The sequence below is a fragment of the Arthrobacter terricola genome, from assembly GCF_004354015.1.
Taxonomy (GTDB): domain Bacteria; phylum Actinomycetota; class Actinomycetes; order Actinomycetales; family Micrococcaceae; genus Arthrobacter; species Arthrobacter terricola.
Genome location: NZ_SMRU01000058.1, coordinates 1 through 15110 on the forward strand (window position 1 = coordinate 1; position 15110 = coordinate 15110).

Here is a 15110-nt window from a genome sequence, read left to right on the forward strand (position 1 = left end):
GAAGCGTTTCTTGTGCCATTCGTCCGAGTCCTTTGCACGGTCACCGACTACCAAGAGGACGCGCCAGAATACAGCGCGATCTTCCGTTCTCACATAGGACGCTGTTTACCCATGGCTGTCAATACTCGGTAGCCCTAGTTCCGGTCTCCCCAGGGACAGGACGCGGCGTGAAGCGCCAACATCTGACTCAGTACTGCCGTGAGACACGAAGTCGTGCTGCGCCCAGCGTTTGATACCGACTTACCGCCGGCATCGAGTGACACGAGTTCGGGTGGACACGTCTCATGCTCAACTATCTGGCGTACCCGATGCGATGCGTTGCCATAGATCAAAAACTTCCGTTCTCGAAACCCGTCTATGACGGCTTGATGAAGTCTATCGTTTTGAGAAACATTTATGAGAATACTTGAGCAGCAAGTTCAATCGTCCGCATTCTCAAATAGCCATTTCTCGAAAACCTTCGTTATTGAGAACCGGGAATCAAGGAAGCGTCGTCCGCTCGTTCCTGCGACTTTCGGAAACTCCTAAGTTGCCGTTCCAATCGAAAACATTCTCAATGAGGACATCAGAGCCGGCCGGAAATGGCCCTGAACGCAATAATCAAGTTTGTCGCTTACCCATGCCCTCTGAGTCCGTACTCGCTGTTGCCAAGTTCCGTTTGACCAATCGCGATGGCACGCCCAAGCTGTGACAAGCTTTAAAGGGCAATACTGACTGGGTTGCAGGGCCGACTGTCGAGCCCACGACAAAAAGCTGCTCCGTCTGGTCGAGGGCAGCAGTGAACGTTGCCTGACAGTCCCTTTTCTGGGAACGACACGGCGGGCAGTTGCTGCCAGACCGACTTGATCGGAACAGCCTGAAGATCCGCGTATTTGGTCATCCAACTAGAATGACCCGCCGGAGGCTTTCCGTCTCTCGACGAGCGTGAACTATGTTCCATATAGCCCGAAGATCCCACTCGCTTTCAAGCCCTATGTGTGAATTGCGTCCCGGCTCAGGCCCACCAGGGTTGCAAGGTCCGCGGAGGTTTCGTCTCCCCTCGCGGTAAAAGGCGACACCAACGTCAGTGCCAGTCAAGGCCCACCAGGGCTGCAAGGTCCGCGGAGGTTTCGTCTCCCCTCGCGGTAAAAAGCGACACCAACGTCAGTGCCAGTCAAGGCCCACCAGGGCAATACGACAACAGTATGTGAGAGACGAGCGAATTAGGAAGTCCAACGATCTCTCACCTTTCGTGGACCCTGGGCCTCCGCTGAGGTCGTGAGTGCATTCGATGCCGACCTCGCCTCAGCCTTCGTCGGTGGTGACGATGGCGTCGTAGCGTTCGGCGAGGAAGTCTCCGATGACGGGGCTGTTGTTCCCCAGCCAGGCTCCCATGGCCTCGCTGTGCAGGCGCGGGTCCGTGTCGGTGATGAGGGTGGTGATGTTGAGCGCCTTGGCCGGGGTCACCCGTAGCGGGCTACGTTTAGGGCTTCGATGACGCCGGCGAGTTCGGCGAAGTTGTCGCTGTCGCCGGGGGCGATGGTCACGGTGTCGTGGGCAGGGTCAAGCAAGAGGGTGGCTTCGGCGTGGGTCTCGGGGGCGAGCTGCCCTCCAATGGCGATCCGTTTGGGTTGCCGGTTCTGCGATGTCGTCATGCCATGTGTGCGGCCCCGCCAAAAGAGGCTGCGGTGATCTGAAGTGCTTTCGGAGACGGAATTCCCGCCCTACCACTGGATCCCACCGACCGACCCGGAACCTACCATCCGGTCGAGTGGGAAAATCCCCGGAGTGGCGGGGAATATAGGGCCCCCTACTACTACTACTCTACTTAAACGACCTTAAATAGAGATATATATAAGGGGCCCCTAGTTCTCTTCCTTGGAGCCCCCCTGATTCTTAGTAAGAGAGTACTTTCCCTCTTAGTAAGCACGTACCTCCCGGGGTGGTTTTGGTCGAGTGGGGTCCGGCAGAGACAAAAAACCGTGCCAGCACTGGGATGCAAGGCCGTTTTTCCGCACGACCGGCGGTAGGTTCAGCGTTGCTCTCGGCATTTTCCCGGTGGAGTGGTGAGAATGCGAGAGACCAGCTATTTGTATTCATGTGATAACCTGAGGAATGACACCGGCCTCTTAGAGACGATGGTTATCACAGGCTCCCGAATGGGGGCCTTTTCGCTTCTCGGGATCTTCGGGAAAGCACCCAGCAAGACTGGCTAGACCGGGGGCTTGGACAAATCCTCCTGCCTTCAACTTCAAAAGCACAGGGCACGGACAACATTTTCCTTGCCCGAATGCGAACGGTCGCGAAGTGTTGAGCCCCGTTTGTCGACCCCGGGCCCGGGGGCTCCGCTCCACCTTTCCTCCACGTGCGGGAGCGACCATCGTCACAGCCGCTATCAATTGACAGTCGCTATTGAGGGCTGCCGCGCGGGGTGTCGGGCTCGGAGTAATCTCAAGACATCTTCCAAAATCCATTTAGCAATCGTGCCCGCGTTTAGGTGCGCTACCCGTAGTCGCTTTCGCTTTGCTCTCGACGCCCGATGTTAAAGATGCATGAAGTTGTGGCTTCTAGTCTGGAGAGCGAATCACAGTCCGCGTTGGCGCCTGGACTTGAAGGTGGGGAAGCAGACGACCCGGCTCCTTGAGCGTCTTGCCAACCCTCAAGGACTTGTGAGACTCCCCCAGTGAGACAGACTTGGTGAGACATTTCTGGCCGCGTAAAGGGCCAAAACGGCGTTCAGCGGCGATTACTCATCAAGCTAGAGTCTGTGAGACTCCGACCAACCGCGGACGACACGCGGCTCCGTCCCAAAAACTGTGGAGTTGAAAATAAATCTCACAATCGGTCGCACCTGACTGCGCCGGCGGCCGTCTACCAACCGATAAGTGTGCGAATGACTTGGGCGACTTCCCTAGGTGTTTCACTGCGAAGAGGGATGACGTGGGTATCAACTTGAGCTTGGTCCAGGATCTGCCCTAGTTCGGCACTGCGGTTAAGATGCCAAGTCAGCTCCGGGCTGTCTGGTTGGTGCCTATTCCTGAGCCTGGTGTGAACAATTTCGAGCAACGGATCTAACCGGACAACGTCCAGTTCTCCGCCGCCAAGCGCCTCGTGGTAACGGTCCACTTCGTCGGCGCGCTCGATGACACCAGCAAGAATGAACCGCCGAACTCCGACTTCTCGGTAGTTTCCTGCTACAGCGTGGAGGTTCCGAAGCTCAAGTTCGTGATTGAACCGGTCCGTTGATGGTGCGGGCCAAACCCGTCGCAGCTGGTCCAAATCGAGCATGGCACTGCTGAGTCCGTCCTCTATGAGGAGTTGGTGTAAAGCTTCGCCTGTTGTGGTCTTCCCGGAACCGACCGTGCCGTTGAGGAAGACGCTCTGAACATCCGGGGCCATCTTCGGAGTTTAGGCCAGTGCGCAGGGCACGTCCGAGAACCGGCACTTGAGCCATGCCGCAAGAAGGGGCCGACCGCCGACCCCGGTGGTCCGAAACGCAGCCCATCGAAGATGCCCGGCGCCCAAGATCGCCATTTTACGTTGACCGAATTCACGTGGCTCTTCGTGTTCGTCTCAGGACCGATGCTTACGGCCGGGCGAACCGTGCGCTTTCCGGTCCTCTATGCTTTCGGCATGGAAAATGGGGAGATGACTGCTGCTGGCGCCGACCCTTCTCGTGCACCGATGAGGAGAGTGACAGATCAGGAGAGCGAACTCGCGTGGCTGCTTGAACGGCCGGCCATGGATGTCTGCACGGGTCTGGATCCAGTGGGCTGGCCGGCCTCGGTTTGGGTGCTCCACGCCATGTACGAAAATCCTCTACTCGACCTCCATGGGCCCACGAGGACTTGAGACGGCGCCGACTCGCGGCTGGAGCCGAGCCGTCGATGATCGGCGACGTCAATATGGACGAAATGACCACCGATGTCGGCATCCCCCTCGGGTACGTCTCTGACCCCGGCCGTGGTTGGTCGCGGCTGACCTGGGCGGATTATCTGGCCCGCGAAGGTCGCAGCCTAAATGGCCCACACCGTACACGCCCTGGCTACCGCTGGTTCCCGTCCGGCTCGTGGCCCCTCTCGATCCAGCCGCCGCCGGAAGGATCGTTGGATCTTTCCAGTTTCGATGCGCTTATGAGCGCGATCGCTTCGTTCGAAGCAACAGGCACGGACGTGGGGTGCTTCGCTTTCATGGCCGGATTGCCTGCGGGAATGGACCCACAGGATCTCTATCACCTCTGGAAGGGCCCTCTGGGCGCACTTCCGACGCTGCTGGAACGGAAAGACTACGACTACCGGTTCACTCCCACGAACTGGTGGTCAGCTGACCGCAGCTGGTTCGTCATGACTGATTACGACCTGCAGGCCACAAAAGTCAGCGGACCCGAACACCTCATAAGCAGGATCCGAAACGATCCCTTCCTCGAGACCGTGGACTGGACCGAACCGCAACCCGAAGGGCGCTCCCTCCCGGCACCCGGTCAGGTGCCGGCTATCGAATCCTGGTGAAGTGCCCAACCACCGGAAACGTGCCGCAAAACGGTGCCACGACGGAAGCCGGGGGCAATGCTTTGGAAGAAAATTGTTGTCAGTTTCCGAAGTCGTCTGCACAAATTTCAGCGATCGTCTGCACGGCCCGTCTGTTCGGGGATTCTTTACCTTACGCATCCGCCCTCGTGTGAGGTCCGTTGGTAGCTTTGACGCGTGCCGTGAGCTGTCGGACGGAAGCCGGGTGCATCGGTGGTGGTGAAAATTGTTTGGGGCTCGGGAACCTTTTCTGGTCCTGCGGACACTACAAGGCATGAGGCTAATGGGGGAAACCGACGAAGAGCTGTGGCGTGAGTGCATCAAGGGCGACGCCGATGCTTTCGGGATGCTGTTCGACAGGCACGCGGATGCGGTCTTCCGGTATTGCCTGTCCCGGTGCGGGTCCTGGCACGACGCTGAGGAACTCGTATCGATCACCTTTTTGGAGGCGTGGCGGCAACGGAACAGGCTCAGACCGCAGAGGGACACGGTCCTGCCGTGGCTGCTCGGGGTCGCAACGAACGCGAACCGCAACCAGGCCAGAGCATCACGGCGGTACGCCGATTTCGTTGCAAGGCTGCCGCACTCGGATCCCCGGCACGGCGACCATGAAGCAGACCACGCCGAATCGGTGGCATCACGGCTCGACGCGGAACGTGCCGTCCGCGAGTTGCTCGACACAACCGCTGGCCTGAACGACGGGGAACGGGACGTTGTGATCCTGTGCCTGATGAACGGAATCGGCCAGGACGAAGCCGCCAAGGCACTCGGCGTAAGGACCGGCACGGTGAAATCGCGGCTGCACCGGGCAAGGGCCAAGCTTGCCAAGATGACCGGACACCCCGAGCCCGGCGAACAATTCGACACGACGATCGTTGAAGCGAGGCTGTCATGAACCTGCCTGAAATCACTTACCCGACTGACACGAAAGACCGCGTCCGCAACCTGATCGTCCAGGAAGCACGCCGCAAGCCGAAACCCGCCCGCAGGTGGCTTACTCTGCCGGTCGTGATCGCCGTCGCTGTTGCCGGCACCGCACTGGTCGGCACCACCGCGGCCGGCGTCTACAAGGCACTCGCCCCGGTGGACGACAAAAGGGACATCCGCTGCTATTACCGCGCCGACCTCACCACCACATATCCCGTCAAGCAGGACCCGGCGGTGACCATCCCCCCGTACATCACCACGGGGATCTTCATCACGGGATTCGACGCCAATAACAACTCAAATCCGGACGACAAGAATGCCGGAATGCAACAGGTCACCGACCCCATCAACCAATGCAGCCGCGTCTGGGACACGGGGCTGATGAACCCCCAGGGCATCACCGACGACCTCATCCCCGCCGGTTTTGTGCGCACGGCACCCACTGCCGACCCCAGCAGGAAGAGTCCCGACGGAACGGCGAACGACAAGTACGGCAACCCCCTCGGACCTGCCGGGTCGAACCCACTCCTTGGCCACTATGTCCCGCCGCTGACCGCCTGCGTCGTGGACAATTCCGTCGCCGTCATCCCCGGAGGACCCGAAGTCTGCGCCCACCTCGGAATCCCCGCCCTGGAGAAATGACACGTTCAGTCCTGGCAACTACAGAGCAGCAGGCCCGCAACGTGACAGGGCGGACCTTGAAAGCTCCGACACCTATCAGGCGCACATTTCCGGTTTCCTGTTCCATGGAAAAACCCTAGTCCCGGCGTCGACCATCCCTCACCTCCACAACGGACGTACCACGGGGTGATCCTTTACCGGGAACTCAGAGGCGCGCGGGTGCTCAACTTCTATTTGATCCGCGATTTACAGTTGCCCGCCCCGAGCGCTCCTTATCCGCCCGTCCGAGCCTCGCCCATGCTCCAGACGGTTGTCCTAAATCAAGCCGTCATGGTGGCCCTGAATCACGTTGACATATTCAACCGGTCACGTTGGAGGACGGTGTGCACTTCCCATGTGAGGCACCTCAGCCTCTCTACGAAAGCGTTGCGGGGCGTTTGGCAAGGATCGCATCCAAGGATTGGACCGCGTGGGCCTGTTGCTCCTTCCCTGTGGGGAGAAGCTCGAAGCGGTCCGGGAAGGGTGTGGACCTTCCTTGGATCTCGAACACGAGCTTCGGGCGTGAGGCCAGAGTGCCGCTCAGATCCTCCAGCCTGACGTCTTCCACGAGGCTCCACGGGATCATCCCGAAGGAGAAGGCCCCCTGAGGTCGGACCAGCTCGAGTCCTCGCCGGTCGGCGACGACGAGGACTCGACCGCCACGGCCTCTAGCGTGCCTGGTGAGTGGGCCGGGCCTAAGAAAGAAGTCGGTGTAGCCGGCACCCCAGTAGGTTTCAACGACTACCGCGTCAGGCCGTGCGGCACGGAGAGCCTCCGCAGCCTTCCTGGCCGTGCCAGCCGGAACGGTCAGCAGGAAAAACACCAGGACCCCGACAATGGCCAGCGCGAGGAGCAGGTCCCAGAGGGTCTCGGTGCCCCTTGAGCGGGCGCCGAGTGAGAAGCGTGCCGTGAACAGAACCGCTGTCGCCACCAGCAGGACGATGCGGAGTGCGGGCACTCGGGACTTGTTTGGACGCTCAGCCATGGGAAAACTCTACGAATTCCGCTCTGAATCAGGTCCTGGACCCGCCGGAACAAGGACGGTATTGCAGGTCGGCAAAGACGAGCTCTCCAGGCGCGGTGCCGCCGCTGTCCACCGTCGAGGGGGCTGAGAACTGACCGGGGCTCCCAATCCGCACCCCGACCGCATCGAGTCGTGCAGCCGGCTTCGGATCCTGACAGGAGGCGGCAGGCGCCGCATTTGTCAGAGTTCGACGTCGATATTTATGAAGGCGCAGAAGTCGATCAGCCAGTTCAGGTCCGGACCGTTGAGGAAGACCTTCGGGGCGACGCTTGCCGAAATCCCGAAGGCGTCGCTGGCGTGGCCGAAGAAAACGTAGGCCGCCCCGGAGTCGAGCCGGCGGCTGGTCCACACGCACCCATCCAGGCCCGTCTTCCAGGCAGCCTCCGCCCATTTGACCGTGTCGGCGTACCAGGCCGAATCCGTGTCTGTCAGCTGGGACCGGTCCAGGCCGAAGTGCCGCAGGCCCACGCCGCGGAATGACGCCAGGTTCAGAGGCCGCAGCGTCGTGATTCCGGCAGCGATCCGGTCGGCGTACTGCCGGGGGAAGAGGGTCCCGCCGGCGGCCGGAAGGTGATGGACTATCGATTCACAGACAGCGGTCTCCACGTTCTCCGCTGCGTAGAGGACCGGGACCGGCACGCCGTGCTCATCGTCGAAGAAGGCGAATCTGGTCGGCTCCCCCAGGCCCGGGTTGAACGAGGTGGGCAGGCGCTTCCCGTCGGGGCCTGCCCCATAGACGCGGTGCAGCACCGTGCCTTCGGGAAGGACGAGCCGCTGCGGGTCAAAAGGACTGGGCGGTGGCGGGACCGGCCCTACCAACGCTCAGCCATATCCTGGCGTGCAGCCTCAAGGATCCTGCCGGTGTCCTCCATCATCTGGGCCGGGACACCGCCTTCCAGGTACCCGTTCGGGGAAGCCAGCCACAGCAGCAGGTGCGGGTCCGACCAGTGGTTGCGCCGGCCGATGGCGGCGACCTCGGCGATGACGGGCCTGACCTCGCCATGGTCGAACTCGAAGCCCGGATACAGGGTGCCCCTCCCCCGCTTCACCCCGATGATCTTCCCTTCCTTGGCAAGCTGGTGCGCCCTGTTCCTGTTCTTTCCGCTGCCGCCAAGCAGCGCGGCGACCTCGCCGCTGTCCAGCAGCCCGTACTCCTCGGCAATGGTGCGCCAACGGTTCTCCGATGCCTGCACGGAGCGTGCCACTCCGGGGCTGGCCTCCAGCCCCTGGCCGGTGCGCTCCAGGACTTCGGCAAGGGCTCGCGCTGTCCGGCGGAGCCGCAGCTCGTCTTCGCGCAGCCGGTCCTCGGCGGCGCGGACGTTCTCCGGTTTCGCCTGAGGACCCCGGTGCTTCACCTTCCAACGGCGGCCGGACTTCGGGTCGACGGTGATGTAAATCTTGGCGGGCACAGATCTGCGCGCAGGCTTCTTGCCGGAAACGAACACGCTTGGAGTCGAGGCTGCGGTGGTGACTTTCGTGACGTTGGGGTTGGTGGCCCTGACACCGCCAGCCTCGCCTGAATGACGCTTCATACCAATCCACATTACCGTCATCTCCGTCACCTGCGGTAGGGCTGGCACCGGCCTTCACCCTGACCACATCTCTCACCATGCCGGCCGGGTGTATTTAGAGACACGTGATCTGCGACGGGCGCAGGTTTTGTCGTGCCGCACCCATCGGTGCTATCCCGCCCGGGCTGGCTTGTGAAAGCATCTGCATGTGGTGGCATCGACATGGGATACGCGTCGAACTGGAGGGATGACAAAATGACCGCAGGTGTTGATACGTCTTTCGACTTCAACTCGGACACTCCGGCCGGCAAGGACCCTGACTCGTTCAGCCCGACACTGCGCCGGTACCACCAGCTGTTGTGGAGCAAGGAGCTGCCCAACGGCGCGGCCTTCGACCTGGCACCCGAAGGCCGCCAGTACATGGTGCACCGCTCCCCTGTGGGTGTCTTCCATCTCGCCAGCGATACCATCACCACCAGGCTGCGCAAGAGAGCATGGGCCGTCGTCCGGGAGATCCCGGAGAATGACCTGCCGGAGTACTCCGGCTACACGGTAGGAAGCACGCTCGTGTTCCCGGGCAACGTCGTCGGCGGCAAGCAGACCATCAACGGTGCACGCGGGTTCCACGCCAAAATCGCCGATCGCTTTGACCTAACCTTGGAATGCATCCGTCGGCACTACTTGGGTCAGCCGAACCCTCTCGCGGACACGCTCCGCAGGTATGCGGATTTCTTCGCCCTGTTCGGGGACTTCGGCGGGTACGTCAAATTCTTCCTGTTGCAAGACCTCATGGAGGATGACGGCCAGACGATCAGGTTTTTCCACCCGTTCGCGGACTTCAGCACGCCGGCCGTTCCGAGGACCGCTGAGGAGTACCTGAACTATCTACAGGCCAGCAACACCTTCATCCGCGCCCGCAACCGCAGGATCGACGAAAACCCGTGAAGCGCCGTCGGGACCCTTAGAGGCTGGTGGTGCCATCGGGGGCCGTCTCGTTCAGCGAGAAAGGACCCCACGCATCATTCTTGGGCAAGGTCTCGTCGATCTCATGCCACCGCTCCCACACCGCCTGGCGTGTGACTCCGAGTGCGTTGGCGATCTCGGCCCAGGACAGGCCGGCCTTTCGCGCGTACTTCACGGTCACCAGCTCAGTGTGATCACACTTTTGGCGGACCTGCTGGATAGCCTGCAGGGTGTCGACCACTTCGACCTTCCAGCCCTGGGGGCTCGACGTCGCCTCTCCTGTTGCCCGGGGTCCCGTCATTGCCCTGTGAACGGTGGGGCCGCCGCTGTATCTCGCCATGGCGCCACCCTGTCCCTTCGGCACTGAACTGTCAAGGCATCTTGGCAATGATGCGCTGATGCCAGAACCTGCCGTCCGGGAACCTACAAACCAGACATCAGGTTGAGGACAACAATCACGGAGCCAGGACAATCCAGATGACCGCCACGACGCGGACCTGGGTGGTGCCCCGCACAGTCCACCACACAAGATCGACGCTGTCCGAAAACCATTGCCGGATCTTCGCAGCACCACCCGACGGCGGCCGTGCGACCGCCCAGCCAAGACGTCCCCCGGCAATTACCAGGAGCCCAAAGAACACTCCGGGAGCCATCGCCTCACCTGCGAATGATCACCTGGACGTCGCCTCCTTCGGGTTTCCTGCCCCACGGAACAAAAATGGGAGCACAACTGACCTGGCGGCATTAAATACCTGCCACCCCCAGTTTTGCGACCAGGTCCCGTAGTGCCGTCATGTCGCAGTCCATCCGCTGTGCTGCTGCCCAGGACTCGGCTTCATCCACCGCCGCAAGGACGCACCCCAGCAGGAACCCCACAGGGTCCTCCGGTACTACGGCCGGAAGGGCGGCCTGGACTGTGAGCAGGGAATCCGCCTTCCTGAACACACCGGTCCGGACCCCCTCGAAGTCCGGAACCAGGATATGGCCCGGCACATGGAACTCGACGTTCAGTTTGATGTGCGACTCGATCCCTTCACGGTTAGCAATGACAGCCCGGGCCAAGGCCCGCACGGCCTCGATCCAAGGAGCGTTGTCCTGATTCCGGCCGCCGGCGACCATGCCGATCGACAGCACCTTGGACGGGTCGTACGCGTGGCCGACATTCCCCATTCAGCACCCCTTTTCCGCCATCACAGTTCGTCGTCGTCGAGTCCGTTGGCCAGCTCGGACCAGAACGGTATCCGCGGCCGGGGCGTTGGATGGGCCGGCGGTGCGTGGAATTCTTGCGCGACATAGTCCAGCAGGTTGTCGCCGTAATAGACCACGTCAGTCTGGTACACGGAGAAGACCGGGCTGGGCACGTCGCCGGGGCCGGCGGCGAGGAACCGGTGGACGTAGACGGGGATGAGTCGTGGAACTCTTTCAAGCCTGGTCCGGGCGTGGGCCAACGCAACCTCCGGATCGGCTGGCTTTTCGCCCCACGACGCCGGCCAGAAGCTGTTGCGTTCGACGTCGAACAGGGCGCTGTCAATCGGCCAGGCGAGGCGGCCCTCGATCTCGTCATGTTCCCCGTGACGCCAGTCCACCCATCCTTGCCCGAGAGGCAGCACCGTGGCGAGGAATCGGCGGTGCGTGAGGCTGAAAGAAAACCCGAAACGCTCCTCGACCCGGTCCAGTTCGGTCTCGCTCAGCCCGCGTTCCAGCACGACCCCGGCGCTCCGGAGCCGCTCCACAGCCCGACTCACAAGTTCTGACATCGAACCATCATCGGGCCGATGCACCGGAGATTGTGGCAGGCTCATCGATATGGGGTCAGCCTATGGACTGTCGGCATCCTTCGGCTCAAGAAAGTCCCCGCCGTTAGTCTGGCGATTGAAAGGATGCGGGATGGCTTGTGAGGTTTCGGAAGGGCGATACGTGCAGCTGCGTGCAGCGGCCCTAGATTTCCTGGGAGCTGCATTCTCCACCCTGACTATGCTTCGTGTGCTGCCGGTGTCGATGTACCACCGCTACATCCGTGTGGGTGCCGACTATGTGGGCGCCGACGTGATGTTTTCGAACGAATTCAAGGACCTTGAGGAACAGATTACCCTTGCTTTCCCAGAGCGCTGCATGGCTGATGGGCACAGTGGCGGTACTGCTTCTGGTTTTATCTTCGGGTTTCTCGAAGCCAGTATCGCCGAGTTAGCAACGAAACAAGAACATGAGTTCAGCTCAAACCCCGATGCAGCTGAGGAGATGATCGACGAGCTCGTGCGCGTACTTGAGCAAGATATGCGGTCCATGGTCCATTGTCGTCTTGTGTCGCACCTAACAACAGCAGACGGGGAGCCTGTAACAGTCGGCGGCGTCACGCTGGTCCCTGTTCCTCAGGAAGCTTTCCTTCCTGAGATCATGTCGATCGTAACGACGAAAATACCAATGGCCCGACAGGCGTTTTTCTCCGGACCGCCGGTGACCCTGGATAGGCCAAACGCAATCGTCATTGCGGAGAAGACGACATCGGGTGACCCGTTTCAGACCAAGCACGAACTGAAAACAAGGGTCGAGCGGTTTTTGTTGATCGCTCGTCTGGTTACGGGGGCCACGGCGCGTTCGTACTGGGACATCACCGGGACATCTGACGCAATTTCTGACTTCCGCCCGCATGGAAGAGCCTTTTTTGACGGACTCGGAAGGCATCAAATCCTGAGCCGGGTAGGTGTTGTCGCAGAGGGCGACGAGGGCGCCTTTGCTGCTCTTGGCCAGCTGATTGATGGCGCCGAAGTTGATCGTGAGGGAAAGGTTATGACCTCGTTCGATATGGCATTCGGGCGCTTTACCAGATCCTATCTGACGGACGACCTTGCGGACGCGGTGGTGGATCTGGCTACCTCGCTTGAGGCCATCCTGCTCGGCGGCGACAAGAGTAAAGACGATATTGGACTGCGGTTGCGAGGTCGGGCCGCGGCGCTGCTTTCTACCACAAATGATGCGGCCCCGGCCATGAAACGGCACATCAGTGATCTTTACTCGGTCCGGTCCGCACTTGTCCACGGTGGAAGTCTTAAGGCTGCGGAACTCAGGAGGTATTTCAGGAGAATTGTCGCCGAGCCTCAGGGCCAACCGGATGGCGTCCTGTTCGCGCGGCTTGTCGACCGTTTCCGCGACTTGGTCCGCCGTGCGATCCTCGCCCGGCTGGCGCTTGCGGCCGAGCCAGTAAAGCTATGGCCTTTCGACAATCCACCACCAAATGTGGACCAACTACTTTGCGATGACGGTGAGAGTGAGCGTTGGCGTTCGCAGTGGCGTACTACCCTGGCAAGCATCGGGTTGGGGCACGCAGGTGAAGCGCTTCCGGAGGCCGAAGATTATTGAGTCGCTGGCACAGTACGCGCTTGCAATCAAGGTTCATCGGCCACGGGACAAGCAAAAACGTCCGGTTGAGCTGCCCGATCGGTGTTCCATATAGGTATTGCTCCGGGACGTCCAAGCCAATGATACGACGCACCCATTCGCGGTTGTGAGTTTCGGAAGTCGTCCGCACCTACCCCTTATTGGAGCGCCCGTTTGATCCAAGGATCGCCACCGACAGTCGCGGCGATCCGCACAGCGTAGCTTTATTGGACTCCCATAACCATCCAAAGGCTTGTTGAGGCGAATCTGGGCTTGTCTTTCCGTCTTCAACCAGACAGCACCGCATCTGCTCAGATGAGGGCATCCAGTTTCTCCCAAAAGGCGGTGCGCAGTTCCTTGCGGACTCCTTGCAGGTCGGTTTTGGTTTCGCCGATCCGCTGGGCGCCGTCTTTCAGGAGCACCCGGTCGATCTCGACGGGAAGGATGGGCCGGTCTGCGAGCAGTTCGGCCAGGTCTCCTTGCGTGACCGAGCCGTACCAGCTGGCGGCGACGCTCTCCCCCACGTCCTGGGCGACATCCAGGAGGGTATCTTCCGGGAGTGTTGGAGTCCCGGTGCCTCCGGAGCTGTAGACAAGGTGCGCTTCCGCGTAGTGCGGGCGGGGCGGCATGTGATGGAGCGGCCTGCCCGGCGGGGCCGGTTTGGCCATCGGCGCACCCGGCCTCGGCACAGGCCGCGGCACCGGATGGCCGGCGAGGGCAGTGTCTGAACTGACAGGCGAGGGCGCCGGCACGAGACGCGGCGCGTCTTTGACGATCCTCGTGAAGCACTCCTCGATCAGTTCCGCCGGCAAGGTGATGATGCTGTCCACCCGCAGCGCCAGATGCTCGGCGACCGACATCACCCCAAGACGGTGGGCCGAATCCGCGACACCCACCAGCACAACCTTCATGCCCAGGTCCTGGGCTTCCTCGACGGCCTCGGCCAGGTCGTCATCGCCGGAGACCAGGTACGCAACCGAGGCCGCCCGGTTGCGGGCCACCCCGACCAGGTCCAGGCCCAGCTTCAGGTCAACACCCTTCTGCTCGCCGTTGAAGGAAATCCTGCCGAGCCTGACCTTCACCCCGGGCAGCAGCCCGATCTGCTTGTGCTGATCGGTGAACAACGCGTCCTTCGAGGCGTCATACCAGTACGTGCGCAGATGCTCCACGCCGGAATGCTCCTCCGTGCACTTCATGATGCCCTCGATCAGCTTCTCGTAATCGACGCGGAAGGCGGACCTGAGGGACGTTCCGACCACCTGCGTCCCGCCCACGGCCAGAAGGAAACCTGCATCGACGAAGACTGCGCGCTGGGAGACCATGGCCCCGATGATACCGGCGGACCCGCCCGAACTTGAGAGCCTGACTGGTACATGGCCTTGGACCTTCCAAACGTCTCAAGTTGTTCGGCAAATCGGGGTTTAGCATCTGAGGTATGCCCAATGCCCCACGCCCGGAATTGCTGTCTGACCGCGACCTCACACTGATGCGGCGAATCGTCGTCGGCATTGCGCCCATGGCAGAGGACCTAACGCACTTGTCAGTCGGACGAGCTCCCAGGAAAGGTTCCGTGGCCTTTCAGTTTCTGGAAGACCCGGTCAATCAGTCGACGCCGAAAGACAGCTCCCATGTCCGACACGCACATCTCGCGATCGCACTTCACACTTTCGTTGCACTCGACCATATGAGGGTGTTCGTTCCGCTGCTCAAGACGCGGCGGCACATCATGCCGCTGGCGACCCTGACCCGGGGCTCGGTGGAAGCATTCGGCAAAGCAAACTACGTCCTCAGTGCCGAATCAGCCCGTGACCTCATCAGGCGACACTTAGGGCTCAAAATCCATGAGCTAGTGTCGCGTGTCGTTAATAGCTAGACGTTTGGGTGTTTGGGAGGATTGGTTATGGCCAATCGTCCTGCTGCTGCCCTGGGTCTTCGTGATGGTGATTTTGAGGCGTTGAATCGTCTGTCCAGGTCCTCGGCGGGACGGGCGGGACTCGCCCAGCGGGCGCGGATCGTGCTGCTGGCCGCGGAGGGGCTGTCGAACACCGTGATCGCCGAGCGTGTCGGGGCGACACGGACGACGGTCATAGGGTGGCGCAGCCGGTACGAGTCCGCAGGGATTGCCGGGCTGCATGATCAGGACCG

Annotated in this window: 18 protein-coding genes; 7 read left to right on the forward strand and 11 right to left on the reverse strand. The window is 61.3% G+C overall.

The window, feature by feature from the left end; all coding sequences use genetic code 11:
• Positions 1 to 1284 precede the first annotated feature (1284 nt).
• The 3 genes from E1809_RS26920 to E1809_RS25435 all read right to left on the reverse strand — a co-directional run bounded on the left by E1809_RS26920 (position 1285) and on the right by E1809_RS25435 (position 3378).
• Positions 1285 to 1446, reverse strand: coding sequence for a hypothetical protein (locus E1809_RS26920; protein ID WP_165962500.1), 162 nt, complete (start codon positions 1444 to 1446; stop codon positions 1285 to 1287).
• Complete coding sequence (locus E1809_RS25430) at positions 1443 to 1634, reverse strand: hypothetical protein (RefSeq protein WP_133207009.1); 192 nt, start codon at positions 1632 to 1634, stop codon at positions 1443 to 1445. Before E1809_RS25430 ends, E1809_RS26920 begins: the two co-directional genes overlap by 4 nt.
• Positions 1635 to 2850: 1216 nt before the next feature.
• Complete coding sequence (locus E1809_RS25435; RefSeq protein ID WP_133207010.1) at positions 2851 to 3378, reverse strand: adenylyl-sulfate kinase; 528 nt, start codon at positions 3376 to 3378, stop codon at positions 2851 to 2853.
• 515 nt (positions 3379 to 3893) lie between these two features.
• On the opposite strand from E1809_RS25435, the gene E1809_RS25440 reads away from it, so the two are divergent.
• From E1809_RS25440 to E1809_RS25450, 3 genes are all read left to right on the forward strand, one after another.
• Positions 3894 to 4487, forward strand: coding sequence for a hypothetical protein (locus tag E1809_RS25440; protein WP_133207011.1), 594 nt, complete (start codon positions 3894 to 3896; stop codon positions 4485 to 4487).
• 301 nt (positions 4488 to 4788) lie between these two features.
• Entirely contained in the window at positions 4789 to 5400 is a 612-nt protein-coding gene (locus E1809_RS25445; protein ID WP_165962502.1) for an RNA polymerase sigma factor, read from the forward strand.
• Entirely contained in the window at positions 5397 to 6074 is a 678-nt protein-coding gene (locus E1809_RS25450) for a hypothetical protein (protein ID WP_133207013.1), read from the forward strand. Before E1809_RS25445 ends, E1809_RS25450 begins: the two co-directional genes overlap by 4 nt.
• A 394-nt stretch (positions 6075 to 6468) precedes the next feature.
• Here the strand turns inward: E1809_RS25450 and E1809_RS25455 are convergent, their stop codons facing one another.
• The 3 genes from E1809_RS25455 to E1809_RS25465 all read right to left on the reverse strand — a co-directional run bounded on the left by E1809_RS25455 (position 6469) and on the right by E1809_RS25465 (position 8648).
• Positions 6469 to 7077 carry a hypothetical protein gene (locus tag E1809_RS25455; protein ID WP_133207014.1) on the reverse strand — a complete coding sequence of 203 codons (609 nt, stop codon included), beginning with the start codon at positions 7075 to 7077 and terminating at the stop codon, positions 6469 to 6471.
• A gap of 219 nt (positions 7078 to 7296) precedes the next feature.
• Entirely contained in the window at positions 7297 to 7935 is a 639-nt protein-coding gene (locus E1809_RS25460; RefSeq protein ID WP_133207015.1) for an RES family NAD+ phosphorylase, read from the reverse strand.
• Positions 7929 to 8648 carry a hypothetical protein gene (locus E1809_RS25465; RefSeq protein ID WP_133207016.1) on the reverse strand — a complete coding sequence of 240 codons (720 nt, stop codon included), beginning with the start codon at positions 8646 to 8648 and terminating at the stop codon, positions 7929 to 7931. Before E1809_RS25465 ends, E1809_RS25460 begins: the two co-directional genes overlap by 7 nt.
• Before the next feature lie 234 nt (positions 8649 to 8882).
• Here E1809_RS25465 and E1809_RS25470 point away from each other — a divergent pair, with 234 nt between their 5' ends.
• Positions 8883 to 9572, forward strand: coding sequence for a DUF6994 family protein (locus E1809_RS25470; RefSeq protein ID WP_133207017.1), 690 nt, complete (start codon positions 8883 to 8885; stop codon positions 9570 to 9572).
• 16 nt (positions 9573 to 9588) lie between these two features.
• On the opposite strand, the gene E1809_RS25475 is transcribed toward E1809_RS25470, so the two are convergent.
• From E1809_RS25475 to E1809_RS25490, 4 genes are all read right to left on the reverse strand, one after another.
• On the reverse strand, positions 9589 to 9930 hold the full coding sequence (locus E1809_RS25475) for an AsnC family protein (protein WP_133207018.1): 342 nt from the start codon (positions 9928 to 9930) through the stop codon (positions 9589 to 9591).
• 115 nt (positions 9931 to 10045) lie between these two features.
• Positions 10046 to 10243, reverse strand: coding sequence for a hypothetical protein (locus E1809_RS25480; protein ID WP_133207019.1), 198 nt, complete (start codon positions 10241 to 10243; stop codon positions 10046 to 10048).
• Positions 10244 to 10334: 91 nt separating this feature from the next.
• A complete protein-coding gene (locus E1809_RS25485; RefSeq protein ID WP_133207020.1) occupies positions 10335 to 10760 on the reverse strand; it encodes a hypothetical protein in 426 nt (141 codons plus the stop codon).
• A gap of 20 nt (positions 10761 to 10780) precedes the next feature.
• The gene (locus E1809_RS25490) at positions 10781 to 11347 is read right to left on the reverse strand and encodes a hypothetical protein (RefSeq protein ID WP_133207021.1); all 567 of its coding nucleotides are present in this window, start codon (positions 11345 to 11347) and stop codon (positions 10781 to 10783) included.
• A 160-nt stretch (positions 11348 to 11507) separates the two neighbouring features.
• On the opposite strand from E1809_RS25490, the gene E1809_RS25495 reads away from it, so the two are divergent.
• The gene (locus tag E1809_RS25495; RefSeq protein ID WP_133207022.1) at positions 11508 to 12947 is read left to right on the forward strand and encodes a HEPN domain-containing protein; all 1440 of its coding nucleotides are present in this window, start codon (positions 11508 to 11510) and stop codon (positions 12945 to 12947) included.
• 329 nt (positions 12948 to 13276) lie between these two features.
• On the opposite strand, the gene E1809_RS25500 is transcribed toward E1809_RS25495, so the two are convergent.
• Positions 13277 to 14287: an NYN domain-containing protein gene (locus E1809_RS25500; protein WP_133207023.1), complete on the reverse strand. Its 1011-nt coding sequence runs from the start codon at positions 14285 to 14287 to the stop codon at positions 13277 to 13279.
• 113 nt (positions 14288 to 14400) lie between these two features.
• Here E1809_RS25500 and E1809_RS25505 point away from each other — a divergent pair, with 113 nt between their 5' ends.
• Positions 14401 to 14838 (forward strand): hypothetical protein, encoded by a 438-nt coding sequence (locus E1809_RS25505; RefSeq protein WP_133207024.1) that lies wholly within the window; start codon positions 14401 to 14403, stop codon positions 14836 to 14838.
• Between the two features lie 27 nt (positions 14839 to 14865).
• The coding region (locus E1809_RS25510) for a helix-turn-helix domain-containing protein (RefSeq protein WP_133207025.1) at positions 14866 to 15110 on the forward strand (245 nt) is incomplete at its 3' end.